The 15,244-nt window shown below is 63.0% G+C and carries 14 protein-coding genes and 1 tRNA gene; 3 read left to right on the top strand and 12 right to left on the bottom strand.

Annotated features, from left to right (window positions below; translation table 11 throughout):
• Positions 1–10: 10 nt before the first annotated feature.
• Complete coding sequence (locus ABH924_RS19485) at positions 11–1,078, top strand: D-2-hydroxyacid dehydrogenase (RefSeq protein ID WP_404501502.1); 1,068 nt, start codon at positions 11–13, stop codon at positions 1,076–1,078.
• Positions 1,079–1,236: 158 nt separating this feature from the next.
• On the opposite strand, the gene ABH924_RS19480 is transcribed toward ABH924_RS19485, so the two are convergent.
• From ABH924_RS19480 to ABH924_RS19470, 3 genes are all read right to left on the bottom strand, one after another.
• A complete protein-coding gene (locus ABH924_RS19480; protein WP_404501500.1) occupies positions 1,237–2,553 on the bottom strand; it encodes an MFS transporter in 1,317 nt (438 codons plus the stop codon).
• A 216-nt stretch (positions 2,554–2,769) separates the two neighbouring features.
• The gene (locus tag ABH924_RS19475) at positions 2,770–3,567 is read right to left on the bottom strand and encodes an IclR family transcriptional regulator (RefSeq protein ID WP_404501498.1); all 798 of its coding nucleotides are present in this window, start codon (positions 3,565–3,567) and stop codon (positions 2,770–2,772) included.
• Between the two features lie 273 nt (positions 3,568–3,840).
• Positions 3,841–4,380, bottom strand: coding sequence for a methyltransferase family protein (locus ABH924_RS19470; protein WP_404501496.1), 540 nt, complete (start codon positions 4,378–4,380; stop codon positions 3,841–3,843).
• Positions 4,381–4,536: 156 nt separating this feature from the next.
• Here ABH924_RS19470 and ABH924_RS19465 point away from each other — a divergent pair, with 156 nt between their 5' ends.
• On the top strand, positions 4,537–5,907 hold the full coding sequence (locus tag ABH924_RS19465; RefSeq protein ID WP_404501494.1) for an Nramp family divalent metal transporter: 1,371 nt from the start codon (positions 4,537–4,539) through the stop codon (positions 5,905–5,907).
• A 200-nt stretch (positions 5,908–6,107) separates the two neighbouring features.
• Here ABH924_RS19465 and ABH924_RS19460 read toward each other — a convergent pair whose 3' ends face one another.
• Together ABH924_RS19460 and ABH924_RS19455 are read right to left on the bottom strand one after the other, a co-directional pair.
• The gene (locus ABH924_RS19460) at positions 6,108–9,092 is read right to left on the bottom strand and encodes a GH92 family glycosyl hydrolase (RefSeq protein WP_404501492.1); all 2,985 of its coding nucleotides are present in this window, start codon (positions 9,090–9,092) and stop codon (positions 6,108–6,110) included.
• Positions 9,093–9,305: 213 nt separating this feature from the next.
• A complete protein-coding gene (locus ABH924_RS19455) occupies positions 9,306–10,367 on the bottom strand; it encodes a LacI family DNA-binding transcriptional regulator (RefSeq protein WP_404501490.1) in 1,062 nt (353 codons plus the stop codon).
• Positions 10,368–10,646: 279 nt separating this feature from the next.
• Here ABH924_RS19455 and ABH924_RS19450 point away from each other — a divergent pair, with 279 nt between their 5' ends.
• The gene (locus tag ABH924_RS19450) at positions 10,647–11,015 is read left to right on the top strand and encodes a hypothetical protein (protein ID WP_404501488.1); all 369 of its coding nucleotides are present in this window, start codon (positions 10,647–10,649) and stop codon (positions 11,013–11,015) included.
• A 175-nt stretch (positions 11,016–11,190) separates the two neighbouring features.
• Here the strand turns inward: ABH924_RS19450 and ABH924_RS19445 are convergent, their stop codons facing one another.
• The 7 genes from ABH924_RS19445 to ABH924_RS19415 form a co-directional block, all read right to left on the bottom strand.
• On the bottom strand, positions 11,191–11,574 hold the full coding sequence (locus ABH924_RS19445; protein ID WP_404501486.1) for a hypothetical protein: 384 nt from the start codon (positions 11,572–11,574) through the stop codon (positions 11,191–11,193).
• An 80-nt stretch (positions 11,575–11,654) separates the two neighbouring features.
• Entirely contained in the window at positions 11,655–12,116 is a 462-nt protein-coding gene (locus ABH924_RS19440; RefSeq protein ID WP_404501484.1) for a hypothetical protein, read from the bottom strand.
• 99 nt (positions 12,117–12,215) lie between these two features.
• A complete protein-coding gene (locus ABH924_RS19435) occupies positions 12,216–12,395 on the bottom strand; it encodes a hypothetical protein (RefSeq protein WP_404501482.1) in 180 nt (59 codons plus the stop codon).
• A 325-nt stretch (positions 12,396–12,720) separates the two neighbouring features.
• Positions 12,721–12,796 (bottom strand) — tRNA-Val (locus ABH924_RS19430).
• Between the two features lie 56 nt (positions 12,797–12,852).
• Positions 12,853–13,809 carry an NAD-dependent protein deacetylase gene (locus ABH924_RS19425; RefSeq protein WP_404501480.1) on the bottom strand — a complete coding sequence of 319 codons (957 nt, stop codon included), beginning with the start codon at positions 13,807–13,809 and terminating at the stop codon, positions 12,853–12,855.
• Positions 13,810–13,814: 5 nt separating this feature from the next.
• On the bottom strand, positions 13,815–14,318 hold the full coding sequence (locus ABH924_RS19420; RefSeq protein WP_404501478.1) for a peroxiredoxin: 504 nt from the start codon (positions 14,316–14,318) through the stop codon (positions 13,815–13,817).
• Complete coding sequence (locus tag ABH924_RS19415) at positions 14,315–14,737, bottom strand: DUF3052 domain-containing protein (RefSeq protein ID WP_059387755.1); 423 nt, start codon at positions 14,735–14,737, stop codon at positions 14,315–14,317. The genes ABH924_RS19420 and ABH924_RS19415 overlap by 4 nt, the downstream gene beginning before the upstream one ends.
• Positions 14,738–15,244 lie beyond the last annotated feature (507 nt).

Here is a 15,244-nt window from a genome sequence, read left to right as displayed (position 1 = left end):
TCAATTCAGTATGATGAACACCATGACGACTGATGAACTCACCATCGCGATCGCAGTCCCGCTCGAAGCTGAGCACGTGGAGCGTATCCGCGCCGTAGATCCGAGCATTACGGTGCTCTACGAACCCGAGCTTCTTCCTCCGGAACGCTTCCCGGCCGACCACTCCGGCGATCCGGACTTCAAGCGGACTCCCGAACAAGAAGAACGCTACTGGTCGATGTTGAACAAGGCCCAGATCCTCTACGGTTTCCCCAACGAGAATCCGGCCGGCCTGGCCCGCATCGCCCAGAGCAACCCGCACTTGCAGTGGATCCACGCCATGGCCGCAGGTGCCGGCGGCGCCGTGAAGGCTTCCGGCCTCGACAGCGAGACCTTGCAGAAGTTCAAGGTCACCACCTCCGCAGGCGTGCACGCCCTTCCACTCGCCGAGTTCGCAGCCCTGGGCATCCTCAACGGCTTCAAGCGCAGCGCGGAACTTGCACAGGACCAGGCTGCCAAGGTCTGGCCCGAGCTGCGCACCCCCACCAAACTTGTGAACGGCTCCAAACTGGTCATCACGGGTCTCGGCGAAATCGGCCTCGAGACCGCCCGCATCGCCCGCGCACTCGGCATGAAGGTGAGCGGAACCAAGCGGAACGTCGAGGAGATCGAAGGAATCGACGAGGTCGCGGACAACGATGGCCTCGCGGGACTCCTGGCTACGGCAGACGCCGTCGTCAACACGCTCCCCGGCACGCCATACACGGAGAAACTCTTCAACCACGAGGTCTTCTCGGCAATGAAGCCCGGAACGGTTTTTGCCAACGTTGGTCGCGGAACCGTGGTTGATGAAGAGGCACTCGTCGAAGCCCTGGACAACGGCCAGGTGTCCTACGCCTGCCTGGACGTCTTCGCCGTCGAGCCGCTCCCCCAGGACAGCCCGCTGTGGAACCACCCGAAGGTCATGGTCTCACCGCACACCTCGGCGCTCAGTGCCGCTGAGAACCGACTCATCGCCGAGCGTTTCATCAGCAACCTGCGTACGTTCCTCGACGGCGGGGAACTCCCCCACCTCGTGGACACGGTGCATTTCTACTAAACCGTCAACAACCCAGCGCCATCCTGGCGGCCTCTCCGGTTTTCCGGAGGGGCCGCTTTGCTGTGTGGGCGCTTTTGCCAGGGCGCAACAAAGCGACGGCCCCCTCCGAATTTCGGAAGGGGCCGTCGCTGCTTGCGTACGTCGGGGTACGGGACTACCTACTTCGCGTCCTCCAGGGAACGGAGGTCGCGGCCGGCTGTTTCCGGGGTGAAGAAGGTGGTGATGTATGAAATCAGCGCCAGGACCAGCGAGTAGACCGCCAGGACCACCCAGGAGTTGCCCGTAGCGGCAAGGAGCGCGACGCCAACGAGGGGCACGAGTCCGCCGGCCAGGACAGCAGACAGTTCGCGGCTCAATGCCACACCGGTGAAGCGGTACTGCGAGCCGAAGAGCTCGGGCAGAAGCGGGCACTGCGGGCCGAGCATGGACTGCACGCCAAGGGCGATGCCGACAACCATGACGGCCCATACAAGGGTCACGTTGCCGAGGGTCACGAGGTAGAAGGCGGGAATCGCGAAGACTGCCTGGAACAAGGCCCCGTAGCGGTAGACCTTGACGCGACCAATTCGGTCCGACAAGGCGCCGAAGGTGACCACCATGACGGCGGCAAATCCGGCGGCGATTAGCAGACCGACCGGACCGATGAACTTGTCGCCGGGGAAGACGCCTTCCTTGACTGACATGAAGGATATGAGCAATGCCGAGTAGATCGAGGAGTTGCCGTTCTCGCCCATGCGGAGACCGATGCCCACCAGCACATTCTTTTTGGAGTGCTTCCAGAGCTCACCAACGGGGTTCTTCACCACGTTCTTGTGCTTCTCCAGTTCCTGGAACACCGGGGTTTCCTTCAGCCTGAGACGGATGAAGATTGCCACGACGATCAGGATGAGGCTGGCGAGGAAAGGCACACGCCACAGCCAGCCTTCGAGCACGCTCTTGTTGGCCATGCCAATGAGCGCAAAGGTACCGGCGCCGAGGAGGGTTCCAAGTTGGATGCCCACGAAGGGCAGCGAAGCGAAGTAGCCGCGGCGCTTCGGTGGAGCGACTTCGGAGATCAGCGTGGTTGCGCCTGCTTGTTCTGCTCCAGCGCCCAGGCCCTGAACAATACGGAGCGTCACCAGCAGGACAGCGCCGAGCATGCCCGCCTGGTCGAACGTCGGCAGCAAGCCGATCGCGAAGCTGGCAAGGCCCATCATGCCGATGGTCATCAGGAGGACCATCTTGCGGCCGAAGCGGTCTCCGATGAATCCGAAGAAGATACCACCGAAGGGCCGCGCCGCGAATCCAACGCCATAGGTTGCGAACGACGCGATCAATGCGCCGCTTTCACCCAAGGGCTTGAAGAACAGCGGTCCGAAGATCAGGGCCGAAGCCAGGCCATAAATGTAGAAGTCGTAGTACTCCAGGGCGGATCCTACGGAGCTGGCAAGAGTTGCCCTTCGCAGCTGTTCCGGCTCAACTACTGCGTCGTCCATATCAGCAATCTTTGTCTTAGTACGAGTTGTCACAAGCACTCCCTCAAGAACACTCCAGACCCCCGTTGGCCTGGCGAGATAGCGTCAGCCGCCATGGCGTGAATCACTATAGTGAACAGAGTACAGCACGTTGGACAAGTTTCAAGTGGTGTAATCAGATTTATTTATGACCCCGTCGACGGGCGGGTTTATGACCCCATCGTGCGGCAAAATCGGTTAGCCCATCGGGTTGCCCAGCGAGTGGGCGAGCTCCTTGAGTTCCTTCACCATCAGGGCAGCCTGCTCCTCGGAAAAAGTGGCCTTCAAGGCTGTCACCGAGAGACCGAGGCTGGGGCCATGTGCCCCGTGGGTAGGCACGGGCACGGCAAGGCAAACCACGCCGAGCGTGGATTCCTCGTCCTCCAGGGCATAGCCCTGCTTGCGGATCGCGGCCACCTGGGACTTGAGCTCAGCGGCACTCCGGAGGGACTTCGGGGTCATGACAGGGAGCTCCACGTCGTCCGGGAACATCGCCTCGATGTCATGGTCGTGAAGCTGGGCCAGGAGAACCTTTCCGACGGCGCTCAGGGAAAGCGGCATTTTGTCGCCGATGTTCGACGTGAGCCGGACGGCTGGGTGCCCTTCGTAGCGCGCCAGGTAAATGATGTGATCGCCGTCGATCATCGCAATCCGCACTGTTTCGCCGGAGAGCGTTGGTGCCTGCTCGCAGAACTTGTAGAACTCCTGGACTTCATCGAGCCGGCTGAGGTAGGCGGCGCCAAGTTCAACAAGCTTCCGGCCAAGTGAAAAGTCGGCGCCTTCGCGGGTAATAAGCCGGGCTTCTTCAAGAGCCATCAGCAGGTTTGACGTGGAAGACTTCGGAATCCCGAGTTCCCGCGAAAGATCGCTGAGTGTCAGCCGGCCGGAAGGTGCCTCCGCCAAGGCATCCAGGACCGCGGCCGCGCGGGTCACGGCAGGCGCCGGCGAGGAGCTCCCCAATCCTTCGGCGGAACGGGGGGTGCGGGAATCGGCCATGATTCTCCTTCGCAATCGTGCGTCTGGCGCAGAGTGGGCGTGCCAGGCAGAAACGCTACCCGGGGGCAGCGGAACTCCGATCCGCGGCAATCACGCTTGTTCAATCCACTGAACAAGCACCATCATAGTGGCTTGGTGCTTGATGAGACGCGCCGGTCGGAGAACGGCTTTCTTTCCATATCCAGAAATTCTCTGTATATTCATCTATGAGCTCTCCACCGCGGCATCCCCCAATAGTCGCGGTGGAGAGCTTTTCCAATTCCCCGCAGCGGATCAGGTTCGACCCTGGCCCTCCTGCTGCCAAGGAGTGAGCCGAGGCAGCCAGCGCGGGACGTTGGCGCGGTAGTCCTCATAGTCGGCGCCGAACTTGCGTGCCAGCGTCGGCTCCTCATACAACTTGACGAAGGCCACCACGGGAACTGCGCCGAGGGCCGCCAGGCCGAACAGCTTCGGCTGTCCCAGCAGGAGGCCCTGTCCGGTGATCGCGGCGCCAACGCCCAGGTAGATGGGGTTCCTCACGAACCTGTAGAAACCGCTGACCACCAGGTTCTTCGGTGGCGCAAAGGGTGCCGGCGTTCCCAGTCCCTCAAGAGCGAACCGTGCAAACGAGTTGGTGATCACCGCCGCCCCGACGCCGATCAGGAGAACACCTGCGCACTGGGCCGCCAGTCCGCCTGGCACGGGCTCTTTCACTTTCCAGCGGGTCACCACCCACGGCAACAGACCGGCGACGGTCGCCGGGGCGGCGGCGAACACCGCCGTTCCGATTTCCGCCAGCCTCTTATCACGCGCTGCATCTTCGGACGCTGTCATGCTGCCATTCTGAGCCGCCAAACGATTGGCCACAACCAATATCCGGATGGATATCCCGCAACCCTGAAGGCCCCTTTGCCTTCAAGCTGGCATGACTGGGGATAATAAGCATACTTAGCATTTCCGGGAGTGGCAACTGAACAACAGGAGAACGGCATGAGTTCCGTGGACTCTACCAAACCGGAATCCGGTGAGGCCCCAGCCATCGACAGCAAGCCAGAGGATCCTTCCGCAGATGGTCGGGCTCCCTCGGGCGCGAAACGCTCCCCGGTCCGGCGATTCCTCGGCTTGCTCGGCCCAGGCCTGGTCACCGGCGCTGCGGATGATGACCCGTCCGGAATTGCGACCTACGCTCAGGTCGGCGCCACTTTCTCCAACGGGATGCTCTGGACTGCGCCGGTGACTTTGCCGATGATGATGGCCGTCCAGGAAATCTGTGACCGCACCGCCCTGGCCACCGGGGACGGCCTGGGCAGGTTGGCCCGCCGGAAGTTCTCCCGCAAGCCCCGTGTGGTGATCGCGATCCTCATCGTGGCGCTGATGGGGGCGAACACCCTGAACGCGGCCGCGGACCTGATGGCGGTCGGGCAGGGCATGGAGCTGTTCGGTGCAGGCCCGGCCCAGCTGTGGAGCGCGATCGCTGGAATCGGCATCGCCCTTGTCCTGGTTGCCGGTGGTTTCGCCGTCATTGCCAAGGTCTTTAAGTGGCTCTGCCTGGCGCTGCTGGCCTACGTGGCGGTGCTGTTCGTGTCCAAGGTGGACTGGCCTGACGTTGCGGCGGGCCTGCTGGGCCTGCAGTTCCGCTTCAGCTGGGACTACCTGGGGCTCATCGTTGCGGTCTTGGGCACCACGATCTCCCCCTACCTGTTCTTCTGGCAGAGCGCGCACCGGATCGAGGAGCTGAGGGAAGATGACCTCGGAGGCGATAACGCCGTCGGGCTGGATGACCACTCGGCGCCCGCCGCCCGGCGCAAGCTCCGCGACGCCCGCGCGGACGTATTCATCGGCATGTTTTTCTCCGTCCTGGTCATGTTCGCCATCATCGCTGCCACCGCGGCGACCTTGGGAAAGAACGGCACGGACATCAAGACCGCCGCGGATGCCGCCAAGGCTCTGGAACCCATCGCGGGCCCCGCTGCCAAGTTCCTCTTCGCGGCCGGGTTTGTCGGCTCCGGGATCCTCGCCGTCCCGGTCCTGGCGGCCTCGGGCTCTGCGGGATTGTCTGGACTGCTCGGCAAGGAATGGGGCTTCGACCGGCGCCCCAGCAAGGCGCGCACGTTCTACGTGCTGCTCGGTGTGGGAACCATCGGCGGCGTCATCATCAGTCTGTTTGATTCCGACCCCATCGGACTGCTGGTTTTGAGTGCCATCATCAACGGGATCGCCGCCGCACCGTTCCTCATTGTCACCATGCTCATCTCCCGGGACAAAGACCTCATGGGCAACTATCGGAACGGGAAACTTGCCGCAACCCTCGGCTGGGCCACCACCGCGATCATGGTGGTCGCCGGCGCCGTCGGCATCTGAACCACGGTCACCGGCGCGTAGCCCGATAATCCTGACGGTCGGCCGGGATGACACCGAAATGAATAACGGTCACAGGAAAAGAGCCCCTGAGCTGCGTTTTCGCAGTTCAGGGGCTCTTTCTGGGTTCGCTGCTGGCAGATCAGGCGTTCCTGGAGCAGCCTAGCCAGGGCCAGTAACCAACCGAATAATTCAGTCGTCTCCTAGCCGTTCGCTTGCCTGCGGCGAATCACGAGGGCCGAGCCGAGTGCAATGGCGCCGAGAGCCACGAACAACAGGGAGAAAACGGCTGGGGCCATGCCGGTGTGGGCCAGTCCGCTCGCCGCCTTAACGGTGGTGCCGGTGCTTCCGGTGGTCGGGGGGACCACGTTGACTCCAGGGTTGACGGGCGGACTGACGGGCGGACTGACGGGCGGATTGACGGGGGCGGCAGTGACCAAAACCGTGAGGTTGGTCGAGGTCGGCGCGAACAGGGGCGGCGAGAACCTCGGCGTGTTCGCCGCGCTGGCGATGCTCACCACGCCGCTCACGGCTCCGGCCGCTGCGAACGTCGACGTGGAACGGATGACCCAGGCTCCGTTGTCCTCCGTCACAGTTGCCGTGACCGGGTCTCCCCCTGCCCACGACACCGTTGCCGTGATGGGTTCGACGGCGGCCGGCGACGCGCCCGCGAAGGTGACCCGTGCGACATCAATGGTCTTTTCCCGGCCGGCGATCGCAGTCAGGTCCGCCCCTGGAACTATCACCGGACTGGCCTTGCGCGGCGCAGAGACACTCGGGATCCAGTCCTTCTGGGCCGTGGCCCAGTCGAGGCCTGCCTTAGTGCCGGACAGTGCGAAGTCGAGCCGACCGCCGTTCCGGATCTCGTCCACATCGACCCAGGCAGCCGTGTGCACGTTGTCGTTCACGGCCACACCAGCAATGTAACTCGGAAGCTTCTCTTTCGCGCCTGCAGCAGTGATCCGCAGTTTTTCACCGCTCTCGAGGGTAATCGTGGCGGCCTGAACCTTGGGGGCGTTGAGAGCCATGATCCCCGAGCCGGGCATCACCGGCTGGATGCCGAGAGAGGCCATCACATACCAAGCGGCGAGAGTGCCGAGGTCATCATTGCCGACCCCGCCGCCGGGGGTGTTCGGGAAGCGGTTGAGGTTGGCCGCGAGCACGTCGTTGGTCTTGGCCGGCTCACCGACGAAGCCGTACAGCCAGGGGTTCATCATCATCGGTTCGTTGCCCGGGTTGTACCCTATGCTCGCGTAGTACGTGCTGCCGCCCGCAGCCCAGCTGCTCGGAGAGACCCCCGGAGCGGACTGGAGGGCCGGCTGGTTGAAGTAGTAGTCGAGTCGCTTGACGAACTCCTCGCGACCTTCCATCTTCTGCTGCAGACCGACCACATCCTGCGTCGCCATCCACTGGTAGTGCCACGGGGTTCCCTCGTGGAAACCGGACCTGGTCACATCCGTGCGTTCCGGAACCGAGACGAACCGGCCCTCGGGGTTGACGGCGTTGACGATGCCCTTGAAACCGCCGCTGAGTGTGACATCCGGATTCCAGAGCTTCGACCAGTTGGTTCCACGGGCCAGGAACTCTGCCGCTTGGCCTGTCTTCCCAAGCCGCTGCGCGGCCGAGCCGATGCTGGCGTCCGCAGCTGCGAACTCCATCGTGGCCGAGCCGCCGTGACGGTACTCTTCGAACTGGGCGCCTAGGCCGCCGCCGCCCTCCGGGTAATAGGGGATGTGGCCGTTGGCCAGGTAGAACGCGGCGCTCTGACGGCCAACGGATGCGACGCCCGCGGGGGGCGCAGTTGTCGCGTTCTCGACGAGGTAGTCCCACATCCGGCCGGCGATGTCGTCTGGCACGGTGCCGAGCGTGAAGTTCTCCGCGATCCACGGCGAGACCGGGTCGCCGGCCATGATGTTCGTCTCGACCGAACCGAGCGACCAGCGCGGTAACCAGCCGCCCTCGACCCTGGCCTGGTACATAGACCGGACGATGTCGACGGCCCGGTTCTTTGCGAACAGCGCGTGGAACGTCGCCTGCGTGCGGTAGGTGTCCCACAGTGAGAACGTCTGGTAGTAGTTCCAGCCATTGGCGGTGTGCGTCTTGGCGTCCATTCCTGTGTACCGGCCGTCGACGTCACTTCCGATGGTCGGCGACAGCAGCGTCTTATACAGCTGGGTGTAGAAGATCTTGCGCTGCTCGGCGGATGCCGTGATGTCGAAGCGGCCAAGTTCGGCGTTCCAGGCGTCGCGGGCTTTCGCGCGGACCTGATCAAACGGCAACCGGGTGCCGTCGGCGGTCGCCTCGGCGATCCGGTTACCGCGGGCGCCTTCGACGCTCACGTACGAGACCCCGACGCTCACCTCGACATCGCGGTCGGTCGTGGTATCGAACGTCGCGACGAAGCCGTTGTTGCCGTCGGTGACCTCACTGGAGTTCCGGCCGCCGACGAACTGGGCGTTGTTGCCCCAGGTGCCGGTCGACAGCGGAGCGCGGTCGAAAGTGGCGCTGAAGTAGTAGCGGGACTTTTTCTCGTTTCCGCTGCAGAACCCACCGTTGTCGATCCAGCCCTCGAGGGTAGTCCCATCGACCCAGGAGACCGAACTCGCGCCGGCGGTGCGCAGCGTCTGACCCGTGTTGAACGAGAGATTGGAGGTCGTGCCGGCCGGGAAGGTGTACCGGTGCGCGCCCACTCGGGTGGTGGCCGAGAGATCGACCTTGACGGAGTTGCCGAGGGTAACACCGTAGTAACCGGCTGTGGCGGATTCGCTGCCGGGCTGGATGCTCGTGAACCGTCGCGAGGTGGTGGGCGTAGCGGTAGTGCTGGGCGAGACCAGGAGTTCACCGGCGGCCGGGCAACCCGCGCTGTTGACGTGCCTGTGGCTGAATCCCCACACGCGGCCGGCGTTGTTGCTGTACGACGTGGAAGCGTAGCTGTCGGTGTTGTCAGGGCTGAGCTGCACCATTCCGAACGGGAGCGTCGCCCCCGGATAGGCGTTGCCCTCGCTCTCGGTGCCAACGAACGGGTTGACCTCGTTGGAGAGGTCGGTGACGGTCGGAGCAGCGGATGCCTCGACCGGAGTTCCGATCGCGAGCGCGGCCGCAACCGCCATCGCCGGCGCGAGCCGCGATCGACGTGGCCTTCCCCGGCTCCCTGGGCGTACAGCCGGACTGTCGTGTGGGCTTGACATCGTGGGGTGTCCTCCTTGACCTGGCTCACGGGGGTATCGAGCATCAGCGCTCATCACTGTTGTCCGCCGCCGAGCGGTGACGGGGCAAGAGTGCGTGGAAACGTTTCCACGCGGCCGAGTCTACTCAGCGCACCTCGACCGAGTCAACGCCGGAGAAGTGGTGACCGAGATGAATACCGGTCAAGGGGATTTACGGAGGACTCCGAATTGGTGTCAGCGCGCGGCGAGCACGGCGTCGCGACTCAGCTCTCCCGAGCCCCGCACGATGAGACGGGTGTTCAGCGTGACGGTCTGCGAGGGCGAGACGTCGCCGTCCAGGCGCTTGTAGAGCATCCTCATCGCGACCCGCCCCATCGCCTTCGGGTCCTGCGCCACCACGGTGATCCCGGGCACGACGACGTCGGCAAGTTCGAAGTCGTCGAAACCCACGATCGCCAGCGAGGTGTTGTGGATGCGCAGTGCGCCGATCACGTTGATGCTCGTGCGGTTGTTGCCGGCGAAAACCGCGGTCGGCGGGTCATCCGACGCCAGCATCCGTCCGAGGGGCTCGTCCACGGGCTCGCGGGTCGTCGCGCTGGAGAAGACGAGTTCGGGGTCGAAGGGGATGCCCGCTTCCTCGAGTGCCTCCCGGTAGCCGGCGATGCGCTCGCTCGCGGTGTAGAGGTCCGGCCGATCGGTAAAGCACGCGATCCGCCTATGCCCGTAGCCGATGAGGTGCTCGACGCCGGTGCGCGCGCCGCCGCGGTTGTCCACGATCACGGTGTCGACATCCAGCTCCCGCGGCGGGCGATCGACGAAGACCATGCTCGTACCGGCGTCGAGCTCCGCACGCAGGTATTCCTCGTCACCGCCTTCGGGGAGAGTGATCACCAGGCCGTCGACCCGGCGGGCACAGAAGGTGAGGATCATCTTGCGCGCGCGATTCGGGTCCTTGTCCGAGGAGGCGGTCAGGAGCACGGAATCGCGACGCAGGACCTCCTCCTCCACGGAGCGGTTAAGCAGGGAAAAGAACGGGTCCGCGACATCCTCCACCAGCAGCCCGATGCTGGCAGTCGCCCCGGTTTTGAGCATCCTGGCGCTGTCGTTGCGACGGAATCCGAGACGTTCGATCGCAGCGTTGACCGCGGCGATGCTCTCCTCGCTCACGTTCGACTTGCCGTTGACGACCCGGGAGACAGTGCCGACACCGACTCCGGCGACCCGTGCGACGTCTTTCATTGTGGCACGAGAGTTCGGACGCTCGGCAACCATCCTCAACCCGTCACCTGCGTCCATTTCCGAATCCATCCCGCGATGCATTTTAGCATCGCGATCCGCTTCATCGCGGCCCGACGTTCTTCTCAGGCATGTTGGTAGACAGCGATCCTGAGAACAACTCCAAAGCGGTCGCAGAAGCCACCCTTCGCCGCTTGTGACTGTTGGTGCAGATTGGCGGTTAGTTCACAGTTTGGAACGGCGGTTTCGGTATCGCCAGCAGTAGCCTTTGGGACTCGGCGTGCTTATGGCGCTGGGGCCAAGTGGGCCCCGCCGTCAGCGGTGTACCGGGTGGTGAGCGTGGTGCAGCCGGTCTTCCCGGCAGCGCATGTAGTCTTGCTGGCGTCGGCGATGCCTCTGGCGGCGTCTCGGAACTGGATTCCGAGCGAGTTCACCCCTGGGGATCCCGACATCGCGAGCGGCTGGAACTGGGCGTCGGCTGTGACCTTGAGCAGCTGTGCGCCACTGGCCCAATGCCGTAGCCGCTGGCCGTTGAGCGGCCCGGGAGCGATGTTCGGCAGGTCCGCCGAGGCCCCCTTGCTGAACGTGGCTCCGTCCCTCCCACGGGCTGACGAATCGGTGGAGGTCGATGAGCTCAGGGGCGTCGTCGCGGGCGTACACCCCGGACAAGCGACTCTCGCCGTGGAGCTACTTCTCTACTCCCTCTAAGACACGAGCACGTGAGCCGGCAGGGGCTTCCACTATCACATAGGCCGAAACGCCAGACCCCCAAAACCGAACCTGGTCGCGTATCTCCTCATGTTCACCAGAGCCTCATCGACTTGGCGCGCATGATCGAACAACTGTGGCTCTAACCACCTGCTTGCGGCGTCGGCAATGGTAGCTATAGAGAAGGACCACCTGGATGAAGCGCCTCATACACATGTCGGGGAACAGTGGGCAAGGCCGCGTCAGCTTCGTAGCCGAACCACATGATCCCGTGGTCGTCCACGCGTGCGGTGCTCATGAGCGCACCAGGAGGCTCCGCCATGTTGATAGCCTGGTCGGCCGCGACGCCCACGACGGTTCCATCGGCCTCATGCGCTGAGAACTTCACACGACGCCCGAAAAGCTGCTGCGTCTCATCGAGGCGCCGCCGGTAAACGATACCGATATTGTTCGGATCTCCCCCTACTCGCCAGAGCCCAACAAGTTCAACCTGTTCCGACCAATACCGCCGCACCGCAGCAACGATCGCGGTCAGCGGGTCAGCGTCGCTCGCAGGCACATCGTCTCCCTCTTTCAAGCCAAGGATACGGGGACGGACAACGTTCGGCTATCCGCCCCGCATCCTCACCGTCCGTCGTATTACTGGGCCGGAATCTCCTTCGGAAGGGGGTCATACGAGAAACCGACCTGCACGTCTCCTGCGGCGATCGCTGCGGTCAGCGTGACGATCTCCTCGCTAGCAAGTGCTGTTTCCTGCGCCGTCTGCTCCTCCGCCGACAGAGCAGGCTCAACTCGCATCAACGCCAGGCTCGTCGGATTCGGGAGCGAGTAAGGGTTGTTGACTCCCGGATTTGTGATCGAGTAAGTCACCCAGTTCGGACATCTCCACGCGCCACCCTGATTGATGTACATCGTCTGGAGGCCGAGCTTGCCGCCTACGGGCCAGTCATAGTACGTCGAGTACGTCATCGAGTTATGGATGCCGTAGATCTCCCGTTGGTCGGTGAGCTTGCAAAGGGAGCCGTTGCATGTGTATCTCCCCGCATACGCTTTGAGAAGATACTGAGCTCCTTGCGGTGTCACATTCGTTGAAAGCATCACGCGACGCATCGTTTCGAGACTCCATATATTGTGCTTATTCCAGGCCTTGTCCATGCCCCAGCCCCGATCACCGCCTGGGTAGTCTGCATTCCAGAATCCTCAGCGAATGGGGATGCTGCCGACAGTCGGGTTGTTCGCGGCCGCCATGATCTGCTGGGTGGGGTACCCCGCCCGGGGCTCGGCGGCCGTGGCGGGCGCGGCCGTTCCTAGACTTCCGATCGCGAACGCGGCCACGATCACCATTGCCGCCCTCACCATCCATATCTTCGTATGCTTCATCGCTTACCTCCAGTCGTCTCTGCGCCCGTTCATGCGATTCAGGCCAAGCTCGACCGTCGCCCTATCACCTCGTAGGTCGCGGAATGTGGCTTCCGCCGGCGTATCCGGCGGTCACAAGCTATTGGAATACTTTGATTCACGCGTCCCTCGAACGAGGTATCTCCCGTAAGCGCCTTCAACCGGTTGCCGAAATGCGCAGCTTCCGAAATTTTGGAAAGCTCTCTCCGGACTGAGCTTGCTGCACATTTGCTGCACGACACACCACCAGCGCTGAAAAGAAAGAGCCCCTGAGCTGCGTTTTCGCAGTTCAGGGGCTCTTTTTGCCTGGTGGGTCCTACCGGGATCGAACCGATGACATCCACGGTGTAAACGTGGCGCTCTACCAGCTGAGCTAAAGACCCAAACACTGATTTCAGCGCCCTCGGCGCTTCAACCAACGAACATGTACTCTACCGGATCAATCGCCTGGAACACCAATCGACTGACCGGGGGGCGGCAAATCGGGAAGTTCAGCGGCAAGCCAGGCCAGCGCGCCGCTGACTCCGGCTTCCACTTTGAGGTTCGCGAGCCCGTCGCCGCGGGTCGGTCCACGGTTGATGATCACTACCGGCTTGCCGAGTTTGGCTGCGTGCCGCACGAACCTCAGCCCGCTCATTACGGTCAACGAAGAACCTGCCACCAGCAGTGCCCCGGCTTCGTCCACCATGGAATAGGCGCGCTGCACCCGTTCCCTGGGCACATTTTCACCGAAGTACACGAAGTCGGGCTTGAGCGTTCCCCCGCAAACGGGACAAACAGCGACGACGAACGATCGGATGAGCTCGGGATCCTCCACTGAGGCATCCGCGTCGGGTGCCATTTCCACGACGCCGGAAGCCTGCGCGGCTTCGAGGAAGCCGGGATTGATTTCCTCGAGAATCGACGCCACGAGCCGTCGGGTGAAGACGTGTCCCTCGTCAAGGCAGATCACGCGATCGTAGCGGCCGTGCAGGTCCACCACATTGATGCTGCCGGCGTCCTCGTGCAGACGGTCCACATTCTGTGTGATGAGCCCCGTGATCAGCCCGCGCCGCTCAAGGAGCGCGACGGCGGCATGCCCGGCATTGGGGTCCGCCCGCCGGAGGTGCGACCATCCAAGGTGGTTCCTCGCCCAGTATCGGCGCCGGTTGGCAGGACTTCCGATGAATTCCTGGTAGGTCATCGGATTCCGCGGCGCGGCCCCCGGGCCGCGGTAGTCAGGGATTCCGGAGTCCGTGCTCAGGCCGGCTCCTGTCAAGACAGCAAGCCGCTTGCCGCCGAGAATCGCGGCGGCTTGGCGGAGAAGGTCCAGCTCGCCTGGATCCAACTCAACCGTGAGGGCCGGCGGAAGTATGGCGAAGCCAGTCATTCCGACGCCGGGCCGTTGGGCGCTCATCGGCGCTAGGCCCGGCCAAGTGCGGACAATGCCCCGCGATACTCCGCTAGGTCGCGTGCCTGACCGCGCGGATTGACGACGACATAACGAATGATGCCCGCGGCATCGATGATGAAAGTGCCCCGCAAGGACATGCCGGTAGCTGCATCAAACACGCCATACTTCTCGGCTACTTCTCCGTGCGGCCAGAAGTCCGCCAGGAGATCGAACTCGTAGCCTTCCTTGTCGGCGTAAGCCCGCAAAGCGAACTTGCTGTCCACCGAGACCCCAAGGACTATGGCGTCGGCGTGTTCGAAAATACCCAGATTGTCGCGGATCTCGCACAGTTCCCCGGTGCAGATTCCGGAGAAGGCGAAGGGATAGAAGACCACCACAACGTTGCGGCCGCGAAGCTCAGACAAGCGAACCGGCTCCCCAAACTGGTTCACAAGCTCAAAATCCGGGGCTTCCTGGCCCACAACAGGAACTCCCGGACGCAGTCCGGGAGGGTTCAACCTCGTGTGTGTCACTTGTTCTTCTTGCGCGCTACAAGCCGCGTGGCGCTCCAGTCCTTGGAGACGCCTGCGGAGGTAGTGCAATGCAGGCCAGCGGTGGGAGCAGCGTCCTGAATATCCGAGGGCGAGACGTAGTTGTCGCGGCCCGACTTGGGGGTCAGCACCCAGACCACGCCGCCTTCGCCCAAGGTGGTCAGTGAATCAACTAGTGCGTCGACAAGGTCTCCATCACCATCGCGCCACCAGAAAATGACCGCATCCACAACCTCGTGATCGTCTTCGTCAAGCAGCTCGGAACCCGTGAGTTCCTCAATGTCATCACGCAAATCGAAATCGACATCATCGTCGTAACCGAGTTCCTGAATTAGATCCCCATCTTTGAAACCCAATCTTTCCGCCACATTTACCGATGTGGCGGCGTCGGCCTCGCTCACGTTTCCTCCTCTTGAAGTGATTTCGATTACTACAAGCCAACACCCTTTGGGCGTGTGCTTCAAGCCATTGTCCCGCGTTCCACCATAATCCGCGCCCCAGCCACGGCTAAAGCCAGGGCTGCAGTCCGGCTGTAGCCCTGGCTGCAGCTACAACTGCCTACGATGTAACAGCTTGAGTGTGACATACAACGCCTTCACGACATCGCGGCTACGCATCGCGGCTCGTACAAAGCTACAGTGGCCAGTGAAGACTTTGGCTGCAGGGCAACCGCCCGCCGCGAATAGCGCAGCTTGAGCTCAAGAGAACCTGCCCGGCGCACATGACCGGGCTGTTGTAACCGATATGTCGCACACGCCGCGTTCATGACGGGCAGTTACCCTGCCGGACCTGAGGCGACGATGAATGCGCCAAAAGAGAGGTTGGACGTGGCTGCAGGAGAAGAGACCTCACACATCCTTAGCGGGTTGACTTCCCAGCTGCCTGATCGTGATCCGGAAGAGACTGCC

Origin of the sequence: Arthrobacter sp. GAS37 (assembly GCF_044908325.1) — a bacterium.
Lineage (GTDB): Bacteria > Actinomycetota > Actinomycetes > Actinomycetales > Micrococcaceae > Arthrobacter > Arthrobacter ramosus.
Note: the sequence above shows the minus strand (reverse complement) of the source record. Positions and strands in the feature narration are given on the sequence as shown.

Excerpts from the sequence above, each read along its gene's own strand:
- ABH924_RS19475 (WP_404501498.1), bottom strand. The coding sequence starts at position 3,567 with ATGGCCGATTCCCGCACCCCCCGTTCCGCCGAAGGATTGGGGAGCTCC.
- ABH924_RS19425 (WP_404501480.1), bottom strand. The coding sequence starts at position 13,809 with ATGAGCGCCCAACGGCCCGGCGTCGGAATGACTGGCTTCGCCATACTT.
- ABH924_RS19460 (WP_404501492.1), bottom strand. The coding sequence starts at position 9,092 with ATGTCAAGCCCACACGACAGTCCGGCTGTACGCCCAGGGAGCCGGGGA.
- ABH924_RS19485 (WP_404501502.1), top strand. The coding sequence starts at position 11 with ATGATGAACACCATGACGACTGATGAACTCACCATCGCGATCGCAGTC.
- ABH924_RS19480 (WP_404501500.1), bottom strand. The coding sequence starts at position 2,553 with ATGGACGACGCAGTAGTTGAGCCGGAACAGCTGCGAAGGGCAACTCTT.
- ABH924_RS19435 (WP_404501482.1), bottom strand. The coding sequence starts at position 12,395 with ATGAAGCATACGAAGATATGGATGGTGAGGGCGGCAATGGTGATCGTG.
- ABH924_RS19465 (WP_404501494.1), top strand. The coding sequence starts at position 4,537 with ATGAGTTCCGTGGACTCTACCAAACCGGAATCCGGTGAGGCCCCAGCC.
- ABH924_RS19455 (WP_404501490.1), bottom strand. The coding sequence starts at position 10,367 with ATGGACGCAGGTGACGGGTTGAGGATGGTTGCCGAGCGTCCGAACTCT.
- ABH924_RS19470 (WP_404501496.1), bottom strand. The coding sequence starts at position 4,380 with ATGACAGCGTCCGAAGATGCAGCGCGTGATAAGAGGCTGGCGGAAATC.